Here is a 15,476-nt window from a genome sequence, read left to right on the forward strand (position 1 = left end):
AACTTCCACTTCCACTGTTCCCGTTGTGGCAGCTTCCCAGTAGTTGCTTTTGTTTTCAGGTGTGCCATGACTATTATAGCAAAGGGATTGCTACTTGTTTCTAGTTCTGACCAGTTTTCCTCATAGTCCAGTAATTTAACCGTTGGGAATTTCAAACTCACTTCACAGCCAGCGATAGTATAATTATAGGAATCTGGTCGCCAATTTACTCGTTCATCTCCTAATATAGCGAGACTGATAACTGGTTTCTGATACAAATCGAAGGCACGATAGTTATAAATATACATCCTCTGAGGGAAATTTTCTTCGTATTGGCTTTGAATTTCAATATGAATCAAAATCCAGACTTCTTCACCCCTGAGTAACCAGACTTTATAAAGTTTGTCAGCGAAACGTTTTTTTGTCCTTGCTGAAGCGGTAATCCGTTTGAGTTCTTTTTCTAGGGATTCGGGAGTTTTTGTCCAATCAATTAGTTGGTGAACTTCGGGAAAGAAGAAATGTAAAAATGCTTCAAAATACTCGCTTAATGCTTCTTTCCAGGGTTCATCATAATTGGCGGTTGTTGGGTTCATTTGAGTTGTTTGCTTACTCGTAGGCTGTGAAGCGCGATAGCGTAACGCACCGATTTAATAATAGAGGTGAATGGTGGTAATCTGGGGATTTTGTGGTAAAAAAGCGGATATTTGTTCGATTCCGTCTTGATTGGGAGTGAGAATAACGGTGGCGACTTCTGGAATTACCCCAGCTTGGAGACTTTGATAATCGGCAACACCAGCATCGAGGAAAACTACGGTAGCGGTTAAACGCTGATTTCTCGCACTATTCACCTGATTAGCTTGACTCAAGCCATCAGATTGAGCGTGCTGTAACAAAAATTAAGATTATACAGAAAACGGGTTTCTTTGAGAAACCCGTTTTCTCTGTTGAGAATGTAGGATAAGGACAAGTCGAGAAGGCAGGCAATCAGCTTCGGGAAAATGTCACAGAAACCGCTTATGTTATTTAGCCATTCTTGGGGTGGTCGGTATGATTATCGGAATGGGTGGCGACCTATTTTTCGATTGTTTTTTTTAATTCTCGTCGCTAACATTCCGCAAGTTATAGCCGAACCTTTAGATAAATATTGCCTCTCACCAGTAGAGCGAAAACCCGAGACGAGATTAACATTATCCCCGAATAAAACAGCACGAGTAACAATCCCAATGCGGGGCCAATCGTTGGAGGTAGTCGTCTCCGGTGTCGATACCCTGCTACTGAAACGGAAAGGCACTCCAACGCCTCTGGTATCGGTGAGGGCCCCGCAATACGATTACGGCCAGATTGACGCTCTGGTTTCGACACAAGATGGTTGGCTCTGGATCGATGGAGGACAAATCGATTACATGGCCCGGCTCGATCTGAATGCTAACCCCCCTACCCTTGGTACACCGAAGGCACTTCCCGAACTCTACGAGCGACCCTGCTCGTTTTGGCATCGTTTCTGGGGTAACTGTATCATCGCTCAGGGAGTTTACAGCCAGGCGTTGGATCGCGTATTGATCACTGGTCATCCCGCTACATTTTGGGGACGATCATCCCTCACCACCTTGGAGATCATTGCTGGAAAAGCGAAAGAGATGGGGTCGATCGCACGGGGTGCTAGTCTTGTTTACCCCGTTTATGATGTCCCGCGATTACGAGGTATTTTGCTCAGAGGCATAAAAGATGAGTTGTTCTTTTACGATGGGATTACTGTCACCACCATACTTTCAGGAGAAAGTGCGCGGAGTCGGAACGGTATAACTGGGTGGTACATCGACAGCACTCACTCTGGGAGAACTTTCGTAACTAACGCTGGTCGTTTCCGCGATCCTTTTCTTAGGGAAATAAAAGCAGGGCCACTGGCGATAGCGATCGCTGTTCCCAAGACACTCGCCGGAAGTTGGTTGAGTTTGTTTCAAAAAGTGGATAAGGAGCCGTTGTGGGGAATTACCCGTCAGTCCCTTTTTGTGGAAATACAAGGCACTTTCAAACCGGTCGCTACCGTTCGAGAGGGAGCTTTTCTAGAGGGACCGGCCGGTATCGAACAGTCGTCAGATGGCTCGATCACTTTCACCGTTAAGGACAAAACCACGGGGCGCTCTACCGATTACCTGCTCGCACGCTCCTCTGTGACAGGCCCGTGCGGGATTCGTTTAAATGCCCGAAGACCGATATTGCTCACCCCGTAGTTTTTCCCAGGATAGACATTGCCCACCACCGTTAAATAAGAGTGTGAACTACTCTCGGTTTGTTTCTGGCATTTTTCTTGACCAAAAAACCTAAACCCCTTTCTAGCAAAGCTTTCACTGATATTCAGCTAACCCTAAGTAAATCTCCTTAAGAGCGATCGCATAAGCACCATTCGCCTTTCCTAAAACCTCATCACTGACAACCTCAATCTCAGGAAGTTGAGTGAAATCTCGGCTTTTCCACTGCTGTTGTAGTTCTGTCGCCTTAACCACATCATAACTTGCTCCAAAAGCGGTTTCTAAATTCGCCCAAAAACCATCAGATTGAGCGAAATTGAACAAAACATCGTCAACAGAAGGAAGGCTCGGCAAAAGGGTAGAAGTCATGACATTAACTGCAAAAGTTTATTGCTAACAGTTTTAGCCCAACAATCCCCAATTTTTCAAGACTTCCATAACATAAATTTACAGAAAACGGGTTTTTTCGAGAAACCCGTTTTCTCGATAGGGTTTAAAGATAAATGGGTGGGCAGTGCAGCGGCCTAGGGTTCTGATAAAATATGAAGTGTAACTGGATTAGGCATCGTCCCTGATTGCCGATGCTGACTGGGGATAACTGCCATGGGTTCTACTACTTAGAAAAAAATTATCAAGTTTGTGTTGATCACTCAAGGAGAAATTTTTATGGAAATATCTCGCCCTAATCAAGCAGAATTAACCGCCGAAGAACAACAGGAACTAGAAAAGTTACGGGCTATTATAGAACAGGCTAGTGTTGATGGCGTGATCACTCAAGGGGAAAGGGAAAGAATCGCCCTAGCTATGAGGTCTGATGGTAAAGTGACCCTAGAAGAATTAGAGTTAGTCAGAACTTTAATTACCGAAAAAGTGAGCAAAGGGGAATTAGTTCTCGATTATCTTTAAACTCTGAAAAATCAGATAAAAAAAGACGGGGTGAAAACCCCGTCCTATTTGTCAAGAATTATGACAAATCCTTGACTTGTGATACTAATTGTGCTACCACATCTTGAGCGCTACCAAAGAGCATAAAGGTTTTGGGATTGTAGAATAATTCGTTTTCTACCCCGGCAAAACCCGATCGCATACTGCGCTTAATCACGATCGTGTGCTGTGCCTTATCCACGTCGAGGATTGGCATTCCATAAATCGGACTAGCTTTATCGTGACGGGCAGCGGGATTAACCACATCATTCGCCCCAATAATTAAGGCCACATCGACGCGCTCAAACTCAGGATTAATATCATCCATGTCGTAGAGTTGCGGATAGGGAACATTAGCTTCGGCCAATAATACATTCATGTGGCCGGGCATTCTTCCCGCCACGGGGTGAATAGCATATTTAACCTCAACGCCATTTTTTTCCAACTGTTCAGCCAATTCTCGCACTGCGTGTTGTGCTTGGGCCACTGCCATGCCGTAACCGGGTACAATCACCACAGAACGCGCATAACCGAGCATCATGGCCCCTTCTTCTGAATCAATAGCGTGAACCGATTTATCAAGGCTAGAAGTGGCGCTCGCTTCGCCCCCAGCACTAGCACCTGTACCAAATACCCCAAATAGTACACTAGCCAGCGATCGATTCATGGCTTTACACATGATCTGAGTCAGGATAATCCCCGACGCACCCACCAAAGCACCGGCGATGATCAGCATACTATTCATCAGGATAAAACCGACCACGCTGGCGGCAAGTCCCGAAAAAGAGTTTAAGAGGGAGATAACCACGGGCATATCGCCGCCGCCGATGGGAAGCACGAATAAAGCCCCGAAAATTAAGGAAAGTGCCACCAAGGTCAGGAAAACATCGATCGAGGTGGGATCAAAAAAGAGATAGACACTACCCCCTAAAAAGGTGAGTAGCAAGAGAATGTTAAAGGGTTGTTGGAAAGGAAAAGTTACGGGGGCGCCACTGATTAATTCCTGTAATTTGGCAAAAGCGAGGACACTACCAGTAAAAGTGACACCACCGATCAATATACCCAAAATAGCGATCAGTATCGAGTCAAAGGCAATATTTTCACCACTTTGCAGTAAGCGCCAATATTCGCCCATGGCAATTAAAGCACTGGCAGCACCGCCTAAACCGTTAAAAATCGCCACCATTTGGGGCATAGCTGTCATCGGGACTTTTTGCGCCGAAACTAGACCGATAATTGAGCCAATCACCAACGCCACGGCGATTAAACCATAGCTGAGGATTTCTTGATTGATTAAGGTGGCAATAATGGCGATTAGCATCCCGATGGCAGCCAAAAAATTGCCTTGACGGGCGGTAGCGGGGGAAGATAATTGTTTAAGACCGATGATAAATAAAATGGCGGCGAGTAGATAGGATAACTCGATCCCTGTGATAAGGGCATTATTCATGATTTAGCCTCTTTTTTCTTGAACATTTGCAGCATTCGATCGGTAACGACAAAACCACCGACCACGTTAACCATCGCCAAAATAACGGCAATTAACCCTAAAATTACGGTTAATTCGTGCCAATCCGTGCCTCCGGCGATGAGGAGCGCACCGACAACGGCGATACCTGAAATTGCATTCGCTCCCGACATCAGGGGTGTATGGAGAGTGGGAGGAACTTTATTGATCACCTCGAAACCGACAAAGGAAGCGAGGACAAATACCACTAAAGCGGTTAAAAGTTGGGCAGTCATTGGTTAATTAAAAAGGGGATAGGGGTTGGGGATTGGGGAAGTGGGGTGTGGGGTGTGGGGTGTGGGGTGTGGGGAGAATACTGCCTCCTAACTCCTGACTCCTGACTCCTGCCTCCTGAATCCTGATAGCTAAAAAGCGGATAACTGTTCACTGAGGGCGGATTTAATGCGTTGGTTGCGGATTTCGCCAGCGTGGGTGACACAGGCACTATCAATGATGTCATCGGCAAAATCGAGGTTTAAACTGCCCTCTTTGCTGACTAGAAGCTGTAGCAGCATTTGCAGGTTTTTGGCGTACATCTGGCTGGCATTGGTGGCCACTGTGGCAGGAAGATTAACGGCTCCGACGATTTTTACCCCATTTTCGATGATTTCTCGTCCCGGTTGGGTGTAGGCGCAATTTCCGCCCTGTTCCGCCGCTAAATCAACGATTACCGACCCCGCTTTCATGGTGGCGATCATTTCTTTGGTGACTAGCAGCGGGGCCTGTTTCCCCGGTACTTGGGCGGTGGTGATCACCACATCAGCCCGCTTAATTGGTTCCGTTAGGGCTTGACAAATGCGCTCCTGTGTGCTAAGAGAAACCTCTTTGGCATAACCGTTATCGGCGACGGTATCTTCTTCTAGGGGCATTTCAATAAATTTCGCCCCGACACTCTGTACTTCTTCTTTGACTTGGGGACGAATATCAAAAGCCTCCACCACTGCCCCCAAACGGCGGGCGGTGGCGCAAGCTTGCAATCCGGCAACTCCTGCCCCCAATACCAGCACCTTGGCTGGGGCGATCGTACCGGCGGCGGTAGTCATCATCGGGAACATTTTCGGCAGCTCAACGGCGGCGAGGAGTACCGCTTTGTAACCGGCGAGGTTAGCCTGAGAGGAGAGGGCATCCATACTCTGGGCGCGACTACTGCGGGGAATTAATTCCATGCTCAAAGCTGTAATCCCGCGCTCGGCTAATTTGGCAATGCGCCGGGGTTGACGCAGGGGATCGAGAAAGCCGATGAGAATACCACCATTTTTGAGGCGATCGATCTCGCTATCGCTAGGAGGGACGACTTTGAGAATAATATCAGCAGTTTCATAGATATATTCGCTGTTTTCGCTCAGGGCGGCTCCCACGGCACTATAGGCACTATCGGCAAAGTTAGCGCTAATTCCCGCCCCATTTTGGACCATTACCTCAAATCCCGCCTTGACTAAACGGGCGACGGTATCCGGCACTAGCGCCACCCGCGCCTCGCCTTGGTCACTTTCTTTGATTACGCCGATTTTCATGGCTGGGTTTCTCCTTAGTAAGTCCTTCTCTTGTCTTATGCTGTTAGGGTAAGGGTTTCGTTAAATGCGATCGATCCCTTGGGATAATTTCGAGTCAAAATTGCTTTTCACTTCCATCCTAGCTATCCTCACCTTTCTGGCTCTTTTTCGGGCTGAATCTTAGGATTATCTTCAGAATTAAAGGGTTTTGAGCGGCATTGTTTGGGATTTTTTTTCTAATGATGAGGTACGAGGTTTTCGTTCTGGGAAACGCAGAAACGCTTAACATTAGCCAGTCTTCGGTCTTAGATACCAGATTAGGCTATACTTCATATTGATGAGAAGGGCTGTAATACGTCTCGACAATCTCAAAGTTTTACATTTCTTTTAACTTCGATCGCAATTGCTCTAATTCTGCATCTACTGCTGAATCCTTAAGGGTAGGTGGATAGGCAGTTTTACCCAGTAACATTCGTGCTTTTAGCAGTGCTAATTCATCATCCACATCGCTACTCGCTTCTAGTCCAACGAATACCCGTTCGGCTCTCCCAGGTTTGGTGGGTAAAATGTATTCTAAGATACAGTCTTGGGGCAGTGAGTGGAACGAACCACAGAGACACAAAGGACACAAAGATCGATCGATCATAGAGTAAGTTAAACTTATCACACAGAATCTAGAAGAACCCCCGTTCCATGTCGCTAGGACTCAATTCACCAATCGCTTGACTACTGGATTCTAACTGCATAAATTTTGCTTCCATGCGCTCAAAAGCTGAAGGGTAAATAGTATCTATACTGCCGAGACTTTGTTGGTTAATCTTTCTTTCTAAAATTGGCAATTTTTCTTTCAGTTTATCAACTTGGATATTCAGTTTTTCCAGTTGATTTTTAATAATATTTGCGGTATTAATGTGATGTTTTTTCTTTATATTAGCTTCTTGTGCCAGAGACTCATCACCTTTATCTAGGGCGAGTTTAACTCTTTCTTGCCATTTTAAAACCTCAGCTTGTGCCTGGTTGTACTGTTGTTCGGCTCTTTTTTGTAAGGCAATTACTTCGATAATTGAGGAACGTAAATTAGATAAATCATCCCGCATAATAGTGATGGTTAATTATGACTAGCAATTAAGAAGATGTTAAGTATTTAAATTGCTTGTTGAGATGAGCCAAGAGGCAACACCCCCCCTTGCCCCTAGGGTTAATTCATAGTAGGGTTAATTCATGTTAGGGTTAATTCATAGTAGGGTTAATTCATGTTAGGGTTGATTCATGTTAGGGTTAATTCATGTTAGGGTTAATTCATGTTAGGGTTGATTCATGTTAGGGTTAATTCATGTTAGGGTTGATTCATGTTAGGGTTAATTCATAGTAGGGTTGATTCATGAATCAACCCTACCCCGACGTCGGAGGAGAGAACTAATCTAAGGATAGGCGGTTAAAATGCGTTTTAGCTTATTCCCTATCTCAACAACAAAATTAATTAATAACTAGAGACGTACCGTAGATGGTACGTCTCGACGCTCTCAAAGTTTTACAGTTCTTTCAACTTCGATCGCAATTCCTCTAATTCTGCATCCACTACCGAATCCCTGACGGTGGTTGCTTGGGGTAAAGTGGGTTGACTAGAAGTTGTGCTGGGGGGTAATACTCCCCCGGACATTTGTGCTTTTAGCAGTGCTAATTCATCCTCCACATCGCTACCTGATTCTAGGGCAGCGAATTGACGTTCCATGTCGCTACCAGTGATTTCACCGATCGCTTGACTACTGGCTTCTAACTGCATAACTTTTTCTTCCATGCGCTCAAAAGCATCCACGGAACTACTGGTATTGATACTGCCAAGGGTTTTCTGGATTTGTTCGTTAGCTTTTGCGGCTCTGGAGCGAGCTACTAACATATTTTTCTTGGTTTTTGCCTCAGAAATCTTACTTTCGAGCGCGATCAAGTTTTTTCTCAGACTATCTACCTGTACCGTTTGCTGATCCAGTTGATTTTTGAGAATGGCGGCGGTTTCCGTGCAATCTTTCTTGCGTTTAAGAGCTTCCCGAGCGAGAGTTTCATCCCCTTTAGAAAGGGCTAATTTGGCTCTTTGTTCCCATTTATTGGCTTCTGACTGGTCTTTGCTGTATTTTTGTTCCGTTTGTCGTTGTTCTGCGATCGCTCTAGCAACCGCTTGACGTACCTGTACTAGATCCTCTTGCATATCACTGACAGCTTGCTCCAGCATTTTTTCTGGATCTTCAGCCTTGCTCACCATATCATTGAGGTTAGCTCGGACAACTCGGCTAAGGCGATCGAATAAACCCATGACGCTCTTGTTCCTCTCGGTGTGTACTAAATCAGTTAACTGTTCTTAAAATTTCCCATCTTGCCTAACGGCTCATTCTCTAATATAAACCACGGGAGCTAGGATAGGGGATAGGAGTTAGGAGTCAACAGTCAAGAGTCAGGAGACAGCTTTTTTTCCCCACACCCTACACCCTACTTCATAATTCATAATTCATAATTTATAATTCCCTATCACCCATCCAAGTTTTCTTGTTTTAACTTGAGTAATTCCGCTTCAATTTGTTTTTGTCCCTCCAAATCTTGGAATTGTCGCTCTAAGGGGTCTTTATACCCGATTAAATCGGCTTGGGATTCGGCTTCTAGGACTTTTGCTTCTAATTTCTCGAAAATAGTTCCCATCTGACTGCTGTTCAAACTGCCCATAATTTCTTGGGCTTTTTGACTGGCACTCGCTGATCGCAATCTGGCCACATAAAGGCTTTTCTGTGCTTTCATCTCAGCATATTTGCGTTCAATTGTCAAGAGTTCTTTCTTTAATTTTTGTATAATAGCCGTCTGTTGTTGCAGGGAGATTTGTAGGGGGGCGATCTGACTTTGATAGGTTTGCCATTGGCTGAGAGCTTGGCGGGCGAGTTCTTCGTTACCGTGATTTAGGGCTAATTGGGCGCGTTCGTGCCAAGTTTGGGCCGCTTTTTCCTGTTGTTGTCGTTGGCGCTCGGTACGTTTCTGGGTAGCGACGGCCGCCGCCAGGGCTTGTCGCATTTGTATCAATTCCCCTTCCATCTCCAAGATCGCCTTTTCCAGCAGTTTTTCTGGATCTTGGTTTTCCTGAATCAGACTATTGACTTGGGCGCGAATTGCTTGGCCCATGCGATCTAACAAACCCATTGCCGTCCTCCCGATACCAACCCTAATAGTTTACCGAAGTGCCGCTCCTATCAATAATGATAGAACTAGGGACGGGGGACTGGGAGGGATTGACTGTTTCTGAAGGTGGCGGACTACTGGGAGAAGGGGATGCTTGTAATTCTGGCGGTAACTGTTTCATTAACTCCGCCGCATCCTGTGGGTTTTGATCGGCCAAGCGACGGGCTTTTTCCCGTTGAAAAAAGGGTAAATTAGCGGGTGATTCTTCTCTTTGGCGCAATTCCTCTAACATTCGTTCGTTAATGACCGCCGGAGAGGGGACGGGGGTGACTTGGGGCGGTGGTGGCGGTGGTGCGGAAACTAGGGAAGATACGGGCGGGGTACTGGGGTCCGGGGGGGAGACGGGTAAAGATTGCTCGATCTTACTGACGGGTAATTGATGGGCCGGCATCAGGGACGGTGGCGGATTCGGGGGTAAGAGGGCATTAGTCGGATTGATAGCGGTGGGGGGACTCTGAACCACTGGTGGGGCGGTAATATTAGTTATCGGGCTAGTTTTAACTGGAGGAGCGGGAATATTAACGCTCAGACTGGTTTGAGGAGTTTTCTGTACTGGACGAGCGATCGCTATCAATCGATCGAGGTGGCGGGAGTTATTTTGGTGCTGCTCGCGGGGGGAATTCTCAGCTTTCCTCGGGGTGGGGGTGGTGCTGGTTAACCATTGATTGAGACTGAGGAGACTATTGGCAATTAAAAAGATCACCATTGCCCGGATACCCCAAGGGGTAAAAAAGACATCTTTAGCTGGGGGATAGACGTTAATGACAGCAGCTTCGAGATATTCCGGTTCCCGAGCGGGATCGATGGCTGAACTGGGTTGATGGACGATCGAGAGAGGCAAATCTTGGGAGGATGGGGATCGATCGGATTTCATGACGGTATTATAGGGTTATGCTGAAAAGTTAAGTAGGTAGGCGTTAAAAATTATCAGAAACCCCCCTTATCAAGGGGGGACTAAGGGGGGATCGGCACCCCCCTTATCAAGGGGGGCAGGGGGGATCGAATCTAAAATCCATTTTTAATTTAATTATAACCAGCTACTTAGGGGTTTTTTCGTCCCAGTCTAACGTGGCATTCCCTAGATTTTCCCTATGTCTTTACATTCTCTTGACAAAATTTTGACGGTTATTACTCAACAGGCGGGTTGGGAGGAATATCGCCACTATGAGCAAGTGCTGCAATTATGGGCAAAAATTGTTAATCCCCGTCTGCTGGAGCAAACCCGGCCTTTTTCCCTGAGTCGTGGGGTTTTATCGGTGGCTACCAGTAGCGCCGCTTTAGCACAGGAATTGTCTTTACAACGCTATAGCTTATTAAAACGGCTTAATAGTCAGTTAGAGACTCCCCTGAGCGATATCCGCTTTTCTGCCGCCCGTTGGCAGCAGGATAGTCAGTTAATTCCCCCAGAAGCGATCGCGCCTAATTCCCTCAGAGATCATCCTAGTTATGTCACCCCGGAAAAACCGCCAGAAAATCCCCAGCAACTGGACGGTTTAGAGAGTTGGAGCCAGAAAATAGTTCACAGAACCCGATCCTGGCCAATTTGCCCTCGTTGTCAGTCTCCCACTCCCTCCGGAGAGCTTGAGCGTTGGCAATGTTGTGCTTTTTGTTTTGCCCAGTCGGGCGGGGTAAAAGATGCAATTTTTTTATAGTATTGTGGAAAGAGTGGTTTTGAGTCGGGAATCAATAGGCCTATCTTTTCTGTCTTAATTGAACCTGTATTCATCAATTCTATCGAGCTAAGGCTTGATCCCCGTTCTGTTATTGCTGATACTAGACCCAATAACCTCGGCCACAACTGAGTTTAACTCTTCAGTTTTGAGACAGTGCTGCTTTTTGCAAAGTAACTATTAAAAGATTCTAAAAATAAAATTTTTTTTGGGGATCACTAGAAACTATATGGCATATCAGTTCTAGCTATGCTAGTCAGGAAAATACCCTTGGCGCAGGGTAGGACAATATTACACAGAGCGAAAAGAGAGTCATCCTTTGAGTTCCTTATAATCATCTTCCTTTTAAAGCCAACCCATGCAAGCCGCAAACTTTCTTACTTCTTCCTGTCGATACTGCCGATACTATCAAACCCAAGGTCGGCGCGGTGGCACTTGTCAACAACTAGATGTTCCCGTCGAAGCTCATTGGAAAGCCTGCACTCTAGCGATGCCTCCTTTTAGCACTGAATGGCAACAACTCAATCGGGTGGTTAGTTTAGAACAGTCTCTAGAATTAACCTGTACGGTGTCGCCCACTCCCGTGGTGGTTTCCCCTCGTCGTCATGCTCCCCGACAACCGACGGCAGTTTAGAAGATCTGAGGCCTAAACAGGAGCAAAAAATTGGCGTTGCCCATTAAAAATATGAATTCACCCCTCCACATCTTTTCGAGCGCTATTTTTGAGATAATAGATGAGTTAATTGCCAAAATAAAGCTAGGAAAGGCGAGAGGCAGGAGTCAGGAGATGATTCTCCCCATCTCCCTCCGCAAGGCACACGAAGTGGTTCTCCCCACTCCCATCTCTCCAATTCATAATTTATAATTCATAATTCATAATTCCCACTTCCCGATAATTAATGTCGCCAGAATGCCCCTGATGACTTCTCATCGTCCCCTAAAAATTGGTATAGTTGGCACAGGGTTCGCCGCTCAACGTCGTGCTGAAAGCTTGCAAGCGGATGATCGCGCCCAGCTTCTGTATGTTAGCGGTAATAGTCCCGAATCGATCGCTAATTTCTCGCAAAAATACCAAATTTCTGCCCTAGATTCGGCACTAAGCCTTGCCAGCCATCCCGATCTCGATCTGATTGTCATTGCCAACGTTAATCAGGCCCATGCCTCGATCGCCCGTACTGCCTTAAAATCTGGTAAGCACGTTATCGTCGAGTATCCTCTGGCTTTCCACCCAGCGGCAGCAGCAGAATTAATCACCCTAGCCGAAACCGAGAACAAATTACTGCACGTCGAACATATTGAACTTTTGGGGGGACTGCATCAAACCCAACAGCAATATTTAGCCAGCCTCGGTAATATCCACCTAGCCCGTTATACCACGATCGTCCCAGGCAGACCGGCACCCCGGCGCTGGACATTTCATCGGGATTTATTCGGTTTTCCTTTGATTGCAGCCCTTTCTCGTATCCATCGCTTTACTAATTTATTTGGGGAAGTGGAGTCCGTGTCCTGTCATTGTCGTTATTGGAATGCCCCGGAATCCGATTATTTTCTGGCCTGTTTGTGTGAGGCGCAGTTATTATTTAAAAATGGCTTAATTGCTGAAGTTACCTACGGCAAAGGCGAAGTTTTTTGGCAAAATGAGCGAACTTTCACTATTCATGGCGAGGCGGGCAGCTTAATTTTTGAAGGGGAAACAGGGCAGTTAATTAATAGTGAAGGTAGCCAAGCTTTAGAAGTGGAAACCCGTCGCGGTCTTTTTGCCAAAGATACCGCCATGGTACTAGATTATCTGTTCGATCGGGTTCCTCTCTATGTTACTCCCCAAGCCAGTCTTTATGCCCTAGAAGTGGCATACGCTGCCTATCAATCTTCTTTGTCGGGAAAAACAGTTTTTCTCGCGGACAATTAAACCGACTTAGACTTTTTGAATTAACTTTCTGCCTAGTAAACCCTGGGGACGAACTAACAACATAATAAAGAGAATAGCAAAAGCGATCGCCTCTCGATAACCGGAATATTCTGCGGGAACAAAAGCTTCGGCAATACCCAATAATAAACCACCGATTACCGCTCCGGGGATACTTCCCAACCCCCCTAAAACAATCACTCCTAAACCTTTTAATCCGAAAGCAATACCGAAATAGGGGCCAGCGATACTAACACTAGAACCGACTAAAGTTCCTGCTAAACCTGCCAAGGCACCACTGATAAAAAAGGTAATCACGATAAATTTTTCGGGATTGATCCCCAACAAACTGGCCGTGGTGACATCTTCAGCTACCGCTTGTAAAGCTTTGCCCATTTTGGTAAAATTAACCCAATAAGTTAGTAAAGCTACCATAACTGCTGAAACCAGAAAAATAATAATCTGAATTGTGCGAATTGCCACGGGGCGATCGGCTGTACCGAAATTAATTGCGGGGGGAAGATTGCCATAAATCCCATCGGGAAAAGTATAAATTTCTGCCCCGACTAAGTATTGAATAACATTGACAATCACCACCGCTGCCCCTAGGCTAGAAACCAAAGTTAAGAGAGAATCGGAACCCCGTACCCGGAGAGGTTTAAAGGCCAATCTTTCCAGAAGAACCGAGGTGAAACCTGAAAGGATACAGCCTAACAAAAGTGCTAAAAAAAAGGGTAAGGAAAAGGGTAATTTGGCATTAGCTAATAAACCATTAAAACCGAAAACTCCCCCCGCTAGAGCATAGGTAAAATAGGCTCCGAGGGTAAAAATTGCGCCATGGGCAAAATTGATAATACCTAAAATGGAAAAAATCAAAGTGTAACCGAGGGCAAAAATAGCATAGACACTACCGATCGATAAACCGTTTAAAACCTGTTGAAAAATTGTTACTAGATCCATTGTCAGGGTTAGCTAGGGTAACTTTTGATTATAACCGACGGTTGCCACCACATCTGGTAAAGGACGCTGGAGTTTATATAACCAGAATAAACCGAAAAGACCGACGGCAATCGCTCCTAAACTAATTATTTGCGCCATTTTCAGCGGCCCAAACATTAAACTATCGGTGCGTAGTCCCTCGATCCAGAATCTACCTAGACTGTAGGCGATAAAATAGACTAGGGTAAGGGTGCCAATTTTTAATTTACTGGGGTGTTTTAAACCCCAGAAAAACAGATAGATGAGTAGGGCAAAAACTGCCAGATTCCAGAGAGATTCGTAGAGAAAGGTGGGGTGAAAATAATCGACGGCGATATATTCTAAAGGACGACTAGCCGGAGGAATAAACAACCGCCAGGGTAAATTAGTCGGACTGCCAAAAGCTTCCGAATTAAAAAAGTTCCCCCAACGTCCGATCGCTTGACCGAGAATAACTGAAGGTGCGACTAGATCGAGTAATTGCCAAAGAGAAACCCGATTAATGCGGGCAAAGATTAGGGCCGCCAGCAAACCCCCGATAATTGCCCCGTGAATAGCGATACCTCCCTTCCAAATGGCGATAATATCAGCAGGATTTGGCGCGTATTCTTGCCACTGAAAGAGAACATAGTACAGACGGGCTGCAGGTATAGCCCCCACTACTAACCAAATGGCCAAATCAGCGATTAAATCCGGATCGATCGCTCTTTTTTGGGCGAGGTACTGGGAGAGGGTGACACCCAATAATACCGCCATAGCGATGAGAAATCCATACCAGCGCACCGAAATCGGTCCGACCTCCCAGAGAATCGGGCCGGGGGACTGAAAGACAAAACCTAAGAGCATAAAATTATTAAGAATAAAAAATTTTATCTTTCCTATAGTATCTTATGTTATGATCAGATACAGTCCTATGTTTGCGGATGTGGCGGAATTGGTAGACGCGCTAGATTTAGGTTCTAGTATCTTTTCGATGTGTGGGTTCGAGTCCCTCCATCCGCATTAACCCCGGGGTCGATGAAGTGTAACCTAATTTGGTGTTGACGACCGACGACCCAAGAGGGAAAACTTGTTGATTTCCATTGTTGAGACTCCGATTCGGGAGATTGGTATGAGATTTAACGTCGAAAAATCTTCCTTTTATTTTTTCAGCTGACTTCTTACCCAATTCCGAAACGCTTGTACTAACTCTAGGTAATCCAATGTTTCAGCTTGTTGTAAAAATGTATAGCAGTTTTCATCAGAATGAGGTATGGGCAAGGGGCTTAAACCCCTTGTTGGCAAAACTTGTCAATACCTCAGTAACGTGAAAAGCGCTATAGATGGCGTTCGTAGGGAGAAACTTGAAGCAACAAAGGTAAAACATCGTCAGAAAAAGCTGGACTGGAAAGCACTGTCAAAAGATGTCTAAGAAAATCCCGAGGCAAGATTAAGAGACAGAGCCGAGAAGTTTGGAGTGAGACCAAGTGCCATTTGCTATGCCTTAAAAAAAATGAAAGTTACCAGAAAAAAGAAGGAACTTCGTTATAGAGAAAGAAACCGAGAAGAAAGAAT

Annotated in this window: 19 protein-coding genes, 1 tRNA gene and 1 pseudogene; 8 read left to right on the plus strand and 13 right to left on the minus strand. The window is 45.6% G+C overall.

Translation table 11 applies throughout. The features are described 5' to 3' along the window. Together LW728_RS17630 and LW728_RS17635 are read right to left on the minus strand one after the other, a co-directional pair. Positions 1–572 (minus strand): RpnC/YadD family protein (locus LW728_RS17630; RefSeq protein ID WP_502845978.1); only part of this gene is annotated, 572 nt, incomplete at its 3' end. Between the two features lie 54 nt (positions 573–626). Further along, complete coding sequence (locus LW728_RS17635) at positions 627–872, minus strand: DUF4347 domain-containing protein (protein ID WP_287767437.1); 246 nt, start codon at positions 870–872, stop codon at positions 627–629. Positions 873–1,202: 330 nt separating this feature from the next. Here LW728_RS17635 and LW728_RS17640 point away from each other — a divergent pair, with 330 nt between their 5' ends. Next, the gene (locus LW728_RS17640) at positions 1,203–2,210 is read left to right on the plus strand and encodes a hypothetical protein (protein WP_287668724.1); all 1,008 of its coding nucleotides are present in this window, start codon (positions 1,203–1,205) and stop codon (positions 2,208–2,210) included. 114 nt (positions 2,211–2,324) lie between these two features. Here LW728_RS17640 and LW728_RS17645 read toward each other — a convergent pair whose 3' ends face one another. Then, positions 2,325–2,597, minus strand: a complete 273-nt coding sequence (locus LW728_RS17645) for a hypothetical protein (RefSeq protein ID WP_287767439.1) — start codon at positions 2,595–2,597, stop codon at positions 2,325–2,327. A 297-nt stretch (positions 2,598–2,894) separates the two neighbouring features. Between LW728_RS17645 and LW728_RS17650 the strand changes: the two genes are divergently transcribed. After that, positions 2,895–3,134, plus strand: coding sequence for a hypothetical protein (locus tag LW728_RS17650; RefSeq protein WP_002757689.1), 240 nt, complete (start codon positions 2,895–2,897; stop codon positions 3,132–3,134). 58 nt (positions 3,135–3,192) lie between these two features. Here LW728_RS17650 and LW728_RS17655 read toward each other — a convergent pair whose 3' ends face one another. The 8 genes from LW728_RS17655 to LW728_RS17690 form a co-directional block, all read right to left on the minus strand. Continuing rightward, positions 3,193–4,602 carry an NAD(P)(+) transhydrogenase (Re/Si-specific) subunit beta gene (locus LW728_RS17655; RefSeq protein WP_287767441.1) on the minus strand — a complete coding sequence of 470 codons (1,410 nt, stop codon included), beginning with the start codon at positions 4,600–4,602 and terminating at the stop codon, positions 3,193–3,195. Beyond that, complete coding sequence (locus LW728_RS17660) at positions 4,599–4,895, minus strand: NAD(P) transhydrogenase subunit alpha part 2 (RefSeq protein WP_002733247.1); 297 nt, start codon at positions 4,893–4,895, stop codon at positions 4,599–4,601. The genes LW728_RS17655 and LW728_RS17660 overlap by 4 nt, the downstream gene beginning before the upstream one ends. Before the next feature lie 129 nt (positions 4,896–5,024). Then, positions 5,025–6,173: a Re/Si-specific NAD(P)(+) transhydrogenase subunit alpha gene (locus LW728_RS17665; protein WP_002801274.1), complete on the minus strand. Its 1,149-nt coding sequence runs from the start codon at positions 6,171–6,173 to the stop codon at positions 5,025–5,027. Positions 6,174–6,528: 355 nt separating this feature from the next. Continuing rightward, complete coding sequence (locus LW728_RS17670; RefSeq protein ID WP_353845711.1) at positions 6,529–6,798, minus strand: hypothetical protein; 270 nt, start codon at positions 6,796–6,798, stop codon at positions 6,529–6,531. Between the two features lie 28 nt (positions 6,799–6,826). Further along, positions 6,827–7,249 carry a PspA/IM30 family protein gene (locus LW728_RS17675; RefSeq protein WP_287668713.1) on the minus strand — a complete coding sequence of 141 codons (423 nt, stop codon included), beginning with the start codon at positions 7,247–7,249 and terminating at the stop codon, positions 6,827–6,829. A 434-nt stretch (positions 7,250–7,683) separates the two neighbouring features. Beyond that, the gene (locus LW728_RS17680; protein ID WP_002801277.1) at positions 7,684–8,460 is read right to left on the minus strand and encodes a PspA/IM30 family protein; all 777 of its coding nucleotides are present in this window, start codon (positions 8,458–8,460) and stop codon (positions 7,684–7,686) included. A gap of 212 nt (positions 8,461–8,672) precedes the next feature. Further along, positions 8,673–9,329: a PspA/IM30 family protein gene (locus LW728_RS17685; protein ID WP_287767443.1), complete on the minus strand. Its 657-nt coding sequence runs from the start codon at positions 9,327–9,329 to the stop codon at positions 8,673–8,675. A 22-nt stretch (positions 9,330–9,351) separates the two neighbouring features. Then, positions 9,352–10,242 carry a hypothetical protein gene (locus LW728_RS17690; RefSeq protein ID WP_287767444.1) on the minus strand — a complete coding sequence of 297 codons (891 nt, stop codon included), beginning with the start codon at positions 10,240–10,242 and terminating at the stop codon, positions 9,352–9,354. 217 nt (positions 10,243–10,459) lie between these two features. Between LW728_RS17690 and LW728_RS17695 the strand changes: the two genes are divergently transcribed. From LW728_RS17695 to LW728_RS17710, 4 genes are all read left to right on the plus strand, one after another. Beyond that, positions 10,460–11,020 (plus strand): DciA family protein, encoded by a 561-nt coding sequence (locus tag LW728_RS17695; protein ID WP_287668692.1) that lies wholly within the window; start codon positions 10,460–10,462, stop codon positions 11,018–11,020. A gap of 376 nt (positions 11,021–11,396) precedes the next feature. Next, complete coding sequence (locus LW728_RS17700) at positions 11,397–11,672, plus strand: hypothetical protein (RefSeq protein WP_287668695.1); 276 nt, start codon at positions 11,397–11,399, stop codon at positions 11,670–11,672. 51 nt (positions 11,673–11,723) lie between these two features. Beyond that, complete coding sequence (locus LW728_RS17705) at positions 11,724–11,903, plus strand: hypothetical protein (RefSeq protein ID WP_043997756.1); 180 nt, start codon at positions 11,724–11,726, stop codon at positions 11,901–11,903. Between the two features lie 45 nt (positions 11,904–11,948). Then, positions 11,949–12,947: a Gfo/Idh/MocA family protein gene (locus LW728_RS17710; protein WP_287668698.1), complete on the plus strand. Its 999-nt coding sequence runs from the start codon at positions 11,949–11,951 to the stop codon at positions 12,945–12,947. A 6-nt stretch (positions 12,948–12,953) separates the two neighbouring features. Here the strand turns inward: LW728_RS17710 and LW728_RS17715 are convergent, their stop codons facing one another. Both LW728_RS17715 and lgt read right to left on the minus strand, forming a co-directional pair. Then, positions 12,954–13,904 (minus strand): branched-chain amino acid ABC transporter permease, encoded by a 951-nt coding sequence (locus tag LW728_RS17715; protein ID WP_002801282.1) that lies wholly within the window; start codon positions 13,902–13,904, stop codon positions 12,954–12,956. A gap of 12 nt (positions 13,905–13,916) precedes the next feature. Continuing rightward, positions 13,917–14,768, minus strand: a complete 852-nt coding sequence (gene lgt, locus LW728_RS17720) for a prolipoprotein diacylglyceryl transferase (protein ID WP_002801283.1) — start codon at positions 14,766–14,768, stop codon at positions 13,917–13,919. A 73-nt stretch (positions 14,769–14,841) separates the two neighbouring features. On the opposite strand from lgt, the gene LW728_RS17725 reads away from it, so the two are divergent. Both LW728_RS17725 and LW728_RS17730 read left to right on the plus strand, forming a co-directional pair. Beyond that, positions 14,842–14,924, plus strand: a tRNA-Leu gene (locus tag LW728_RS17725). A gap of 331 nt (positions 14,925–15,255) precedes the next feature. Continuing rightward, positions 15,256–15,476: pseudogene (locus tag LW728_RS17730) on the plus strand (IS630 transposase-related protein); the annotation flags it as partial.

The organism is Microcystis sp. 49638_E5, from assembly GCF_021300285.1.
Taxonomy (GTDB): domain Bacteria; phylum Cyanobacteriota; class Cyanobacteriia; order Cyanobacteriales; family Microcystaceae; genus Microcystis; species Microcystis aeruginosa_C.

Excerpts from the sequence above, each read along its gene's own strand:
- LW728_RS17640 (WP_287668724.1), top strand. The coding sequence starts at position 1,203 with ATGCGGGGCCAATCGTTGGAGGTAGTCGTCTCCGGTGTCGATACCCTG.
- LW728_RS17645 (WP_287767439.1), bottom strand. The coding sequence starts at position 2,597 with ATGACTTCTACCCTTTTGCCGAGCCTTCCTTCTGTTGACGATGTTTTG.
- LW728_RS17650 (WP_002757689.1), top strand. The coding sequence starts at position 2,895 with ATGGAAATATCTCGCCCTAATCAAGCAGAATTAACCGCCGAAGAACAA.
- LW728_RS17655 (WP_287767441.1), bottom strand. The coding sequence starts at position 4,602 with ATGAATAATGCCCTTATCACAGGGATCGAGTTATCCTATCTACTCGCC.
- LW728_RS17660 (WP_002733247.1), bottom strand. The coding sequence starts at position 4,895 with ATGACTGCCCAACTTTTAACCGCTTTAGTGGTATTTGTCCTCGCTTCC.
- LW728_RS17665 (WP_002801274.1), bottom strand. The coding sequence starts at position 6,173 with ATGAAAATCGGCGTAATCAAAGAAAGTGACCAAGGCGAGGCGCGGGTG.
- LW728_RS17670 (WP_353845711.1), bottom strand. The coding sequence starts at position 6,798 with ATGATCGATCGATCTTTGTGTCCTTTGTGTCTCTGTGGTTCGTTCCAC.
- LW728_RS17675 (WP_287668713.1), bottom strand. The coding sequence starts at position 7,249 with ATGCGGGATGATTTATCTAATTTACGTTCCTCAATTATCGAAGTAATT.
- LW728_RS17680 (WP_002801277.1), bottom strand. The coding sequence starts at position 8,460 with ATGGGTTTATTCGATCGCCTTAGCCGAGTTGTCCGAGCTAACCTCAAT.
- LW728_RS17685 (WP_287767443.1), bottom strand. The coding sequence starts at position 9,329 with ATGGGTTTGTTAGATCGCATGGGCCAAGCAATTCGCGCCCAAGTCAAT.
- LW728_RS17690 (WP_287767444.1), bottom strand. The coding sequence starts at position 10,242 with ATGAAATCCGATCGATCCCCATCCTCCCAAGATTTGCCTCTCTCGATC.
- LW728_RS17695 (WP_287668692.1), top strand. The coding sequence starts at position 10,460 with ATGTCTTTACATTCTCTTGACAAAATTTTGACGGTTATTACTCAACAG.
- LW728_RS17700 (WP_287668695.1), top strand. The coding sequence starts at position 11,397 with ATGCAAGCCGCAAACTTTCTTACTTCTTCCTGTCGATACTGCCGATAC.
- LW728_RS17705 (WP_043997756.1), top strand. The coding sequence starts at position 11,724 with ATGAATTCACCCCTCCACATCTTTTCGAGCGCTATTTTTGAGATAATA.
- LW728_RS17710 (WP_287668698.1), top strand. The coding sequence starts at position 11,949 with ATGCCCCTGATGACTTCTCATCGTCCCCTAAAAATTGGTATAGTTGGC.
- LW728_RS17715 (WP_002801282.1), bottom strand. The coding sequence starts at position 13,904 with ATGGATCTAGTAACAATTTTTCAACAGGTTTTAAACGGTTTATCGATC.
- lgt (WP_002801283.1), bottom strand. The coding sequence starts at position 14,768 with ATGCTCTTAGGTTTTGTCTTTCAGTCCCCCGGCCCGATTCTCTGGGAG.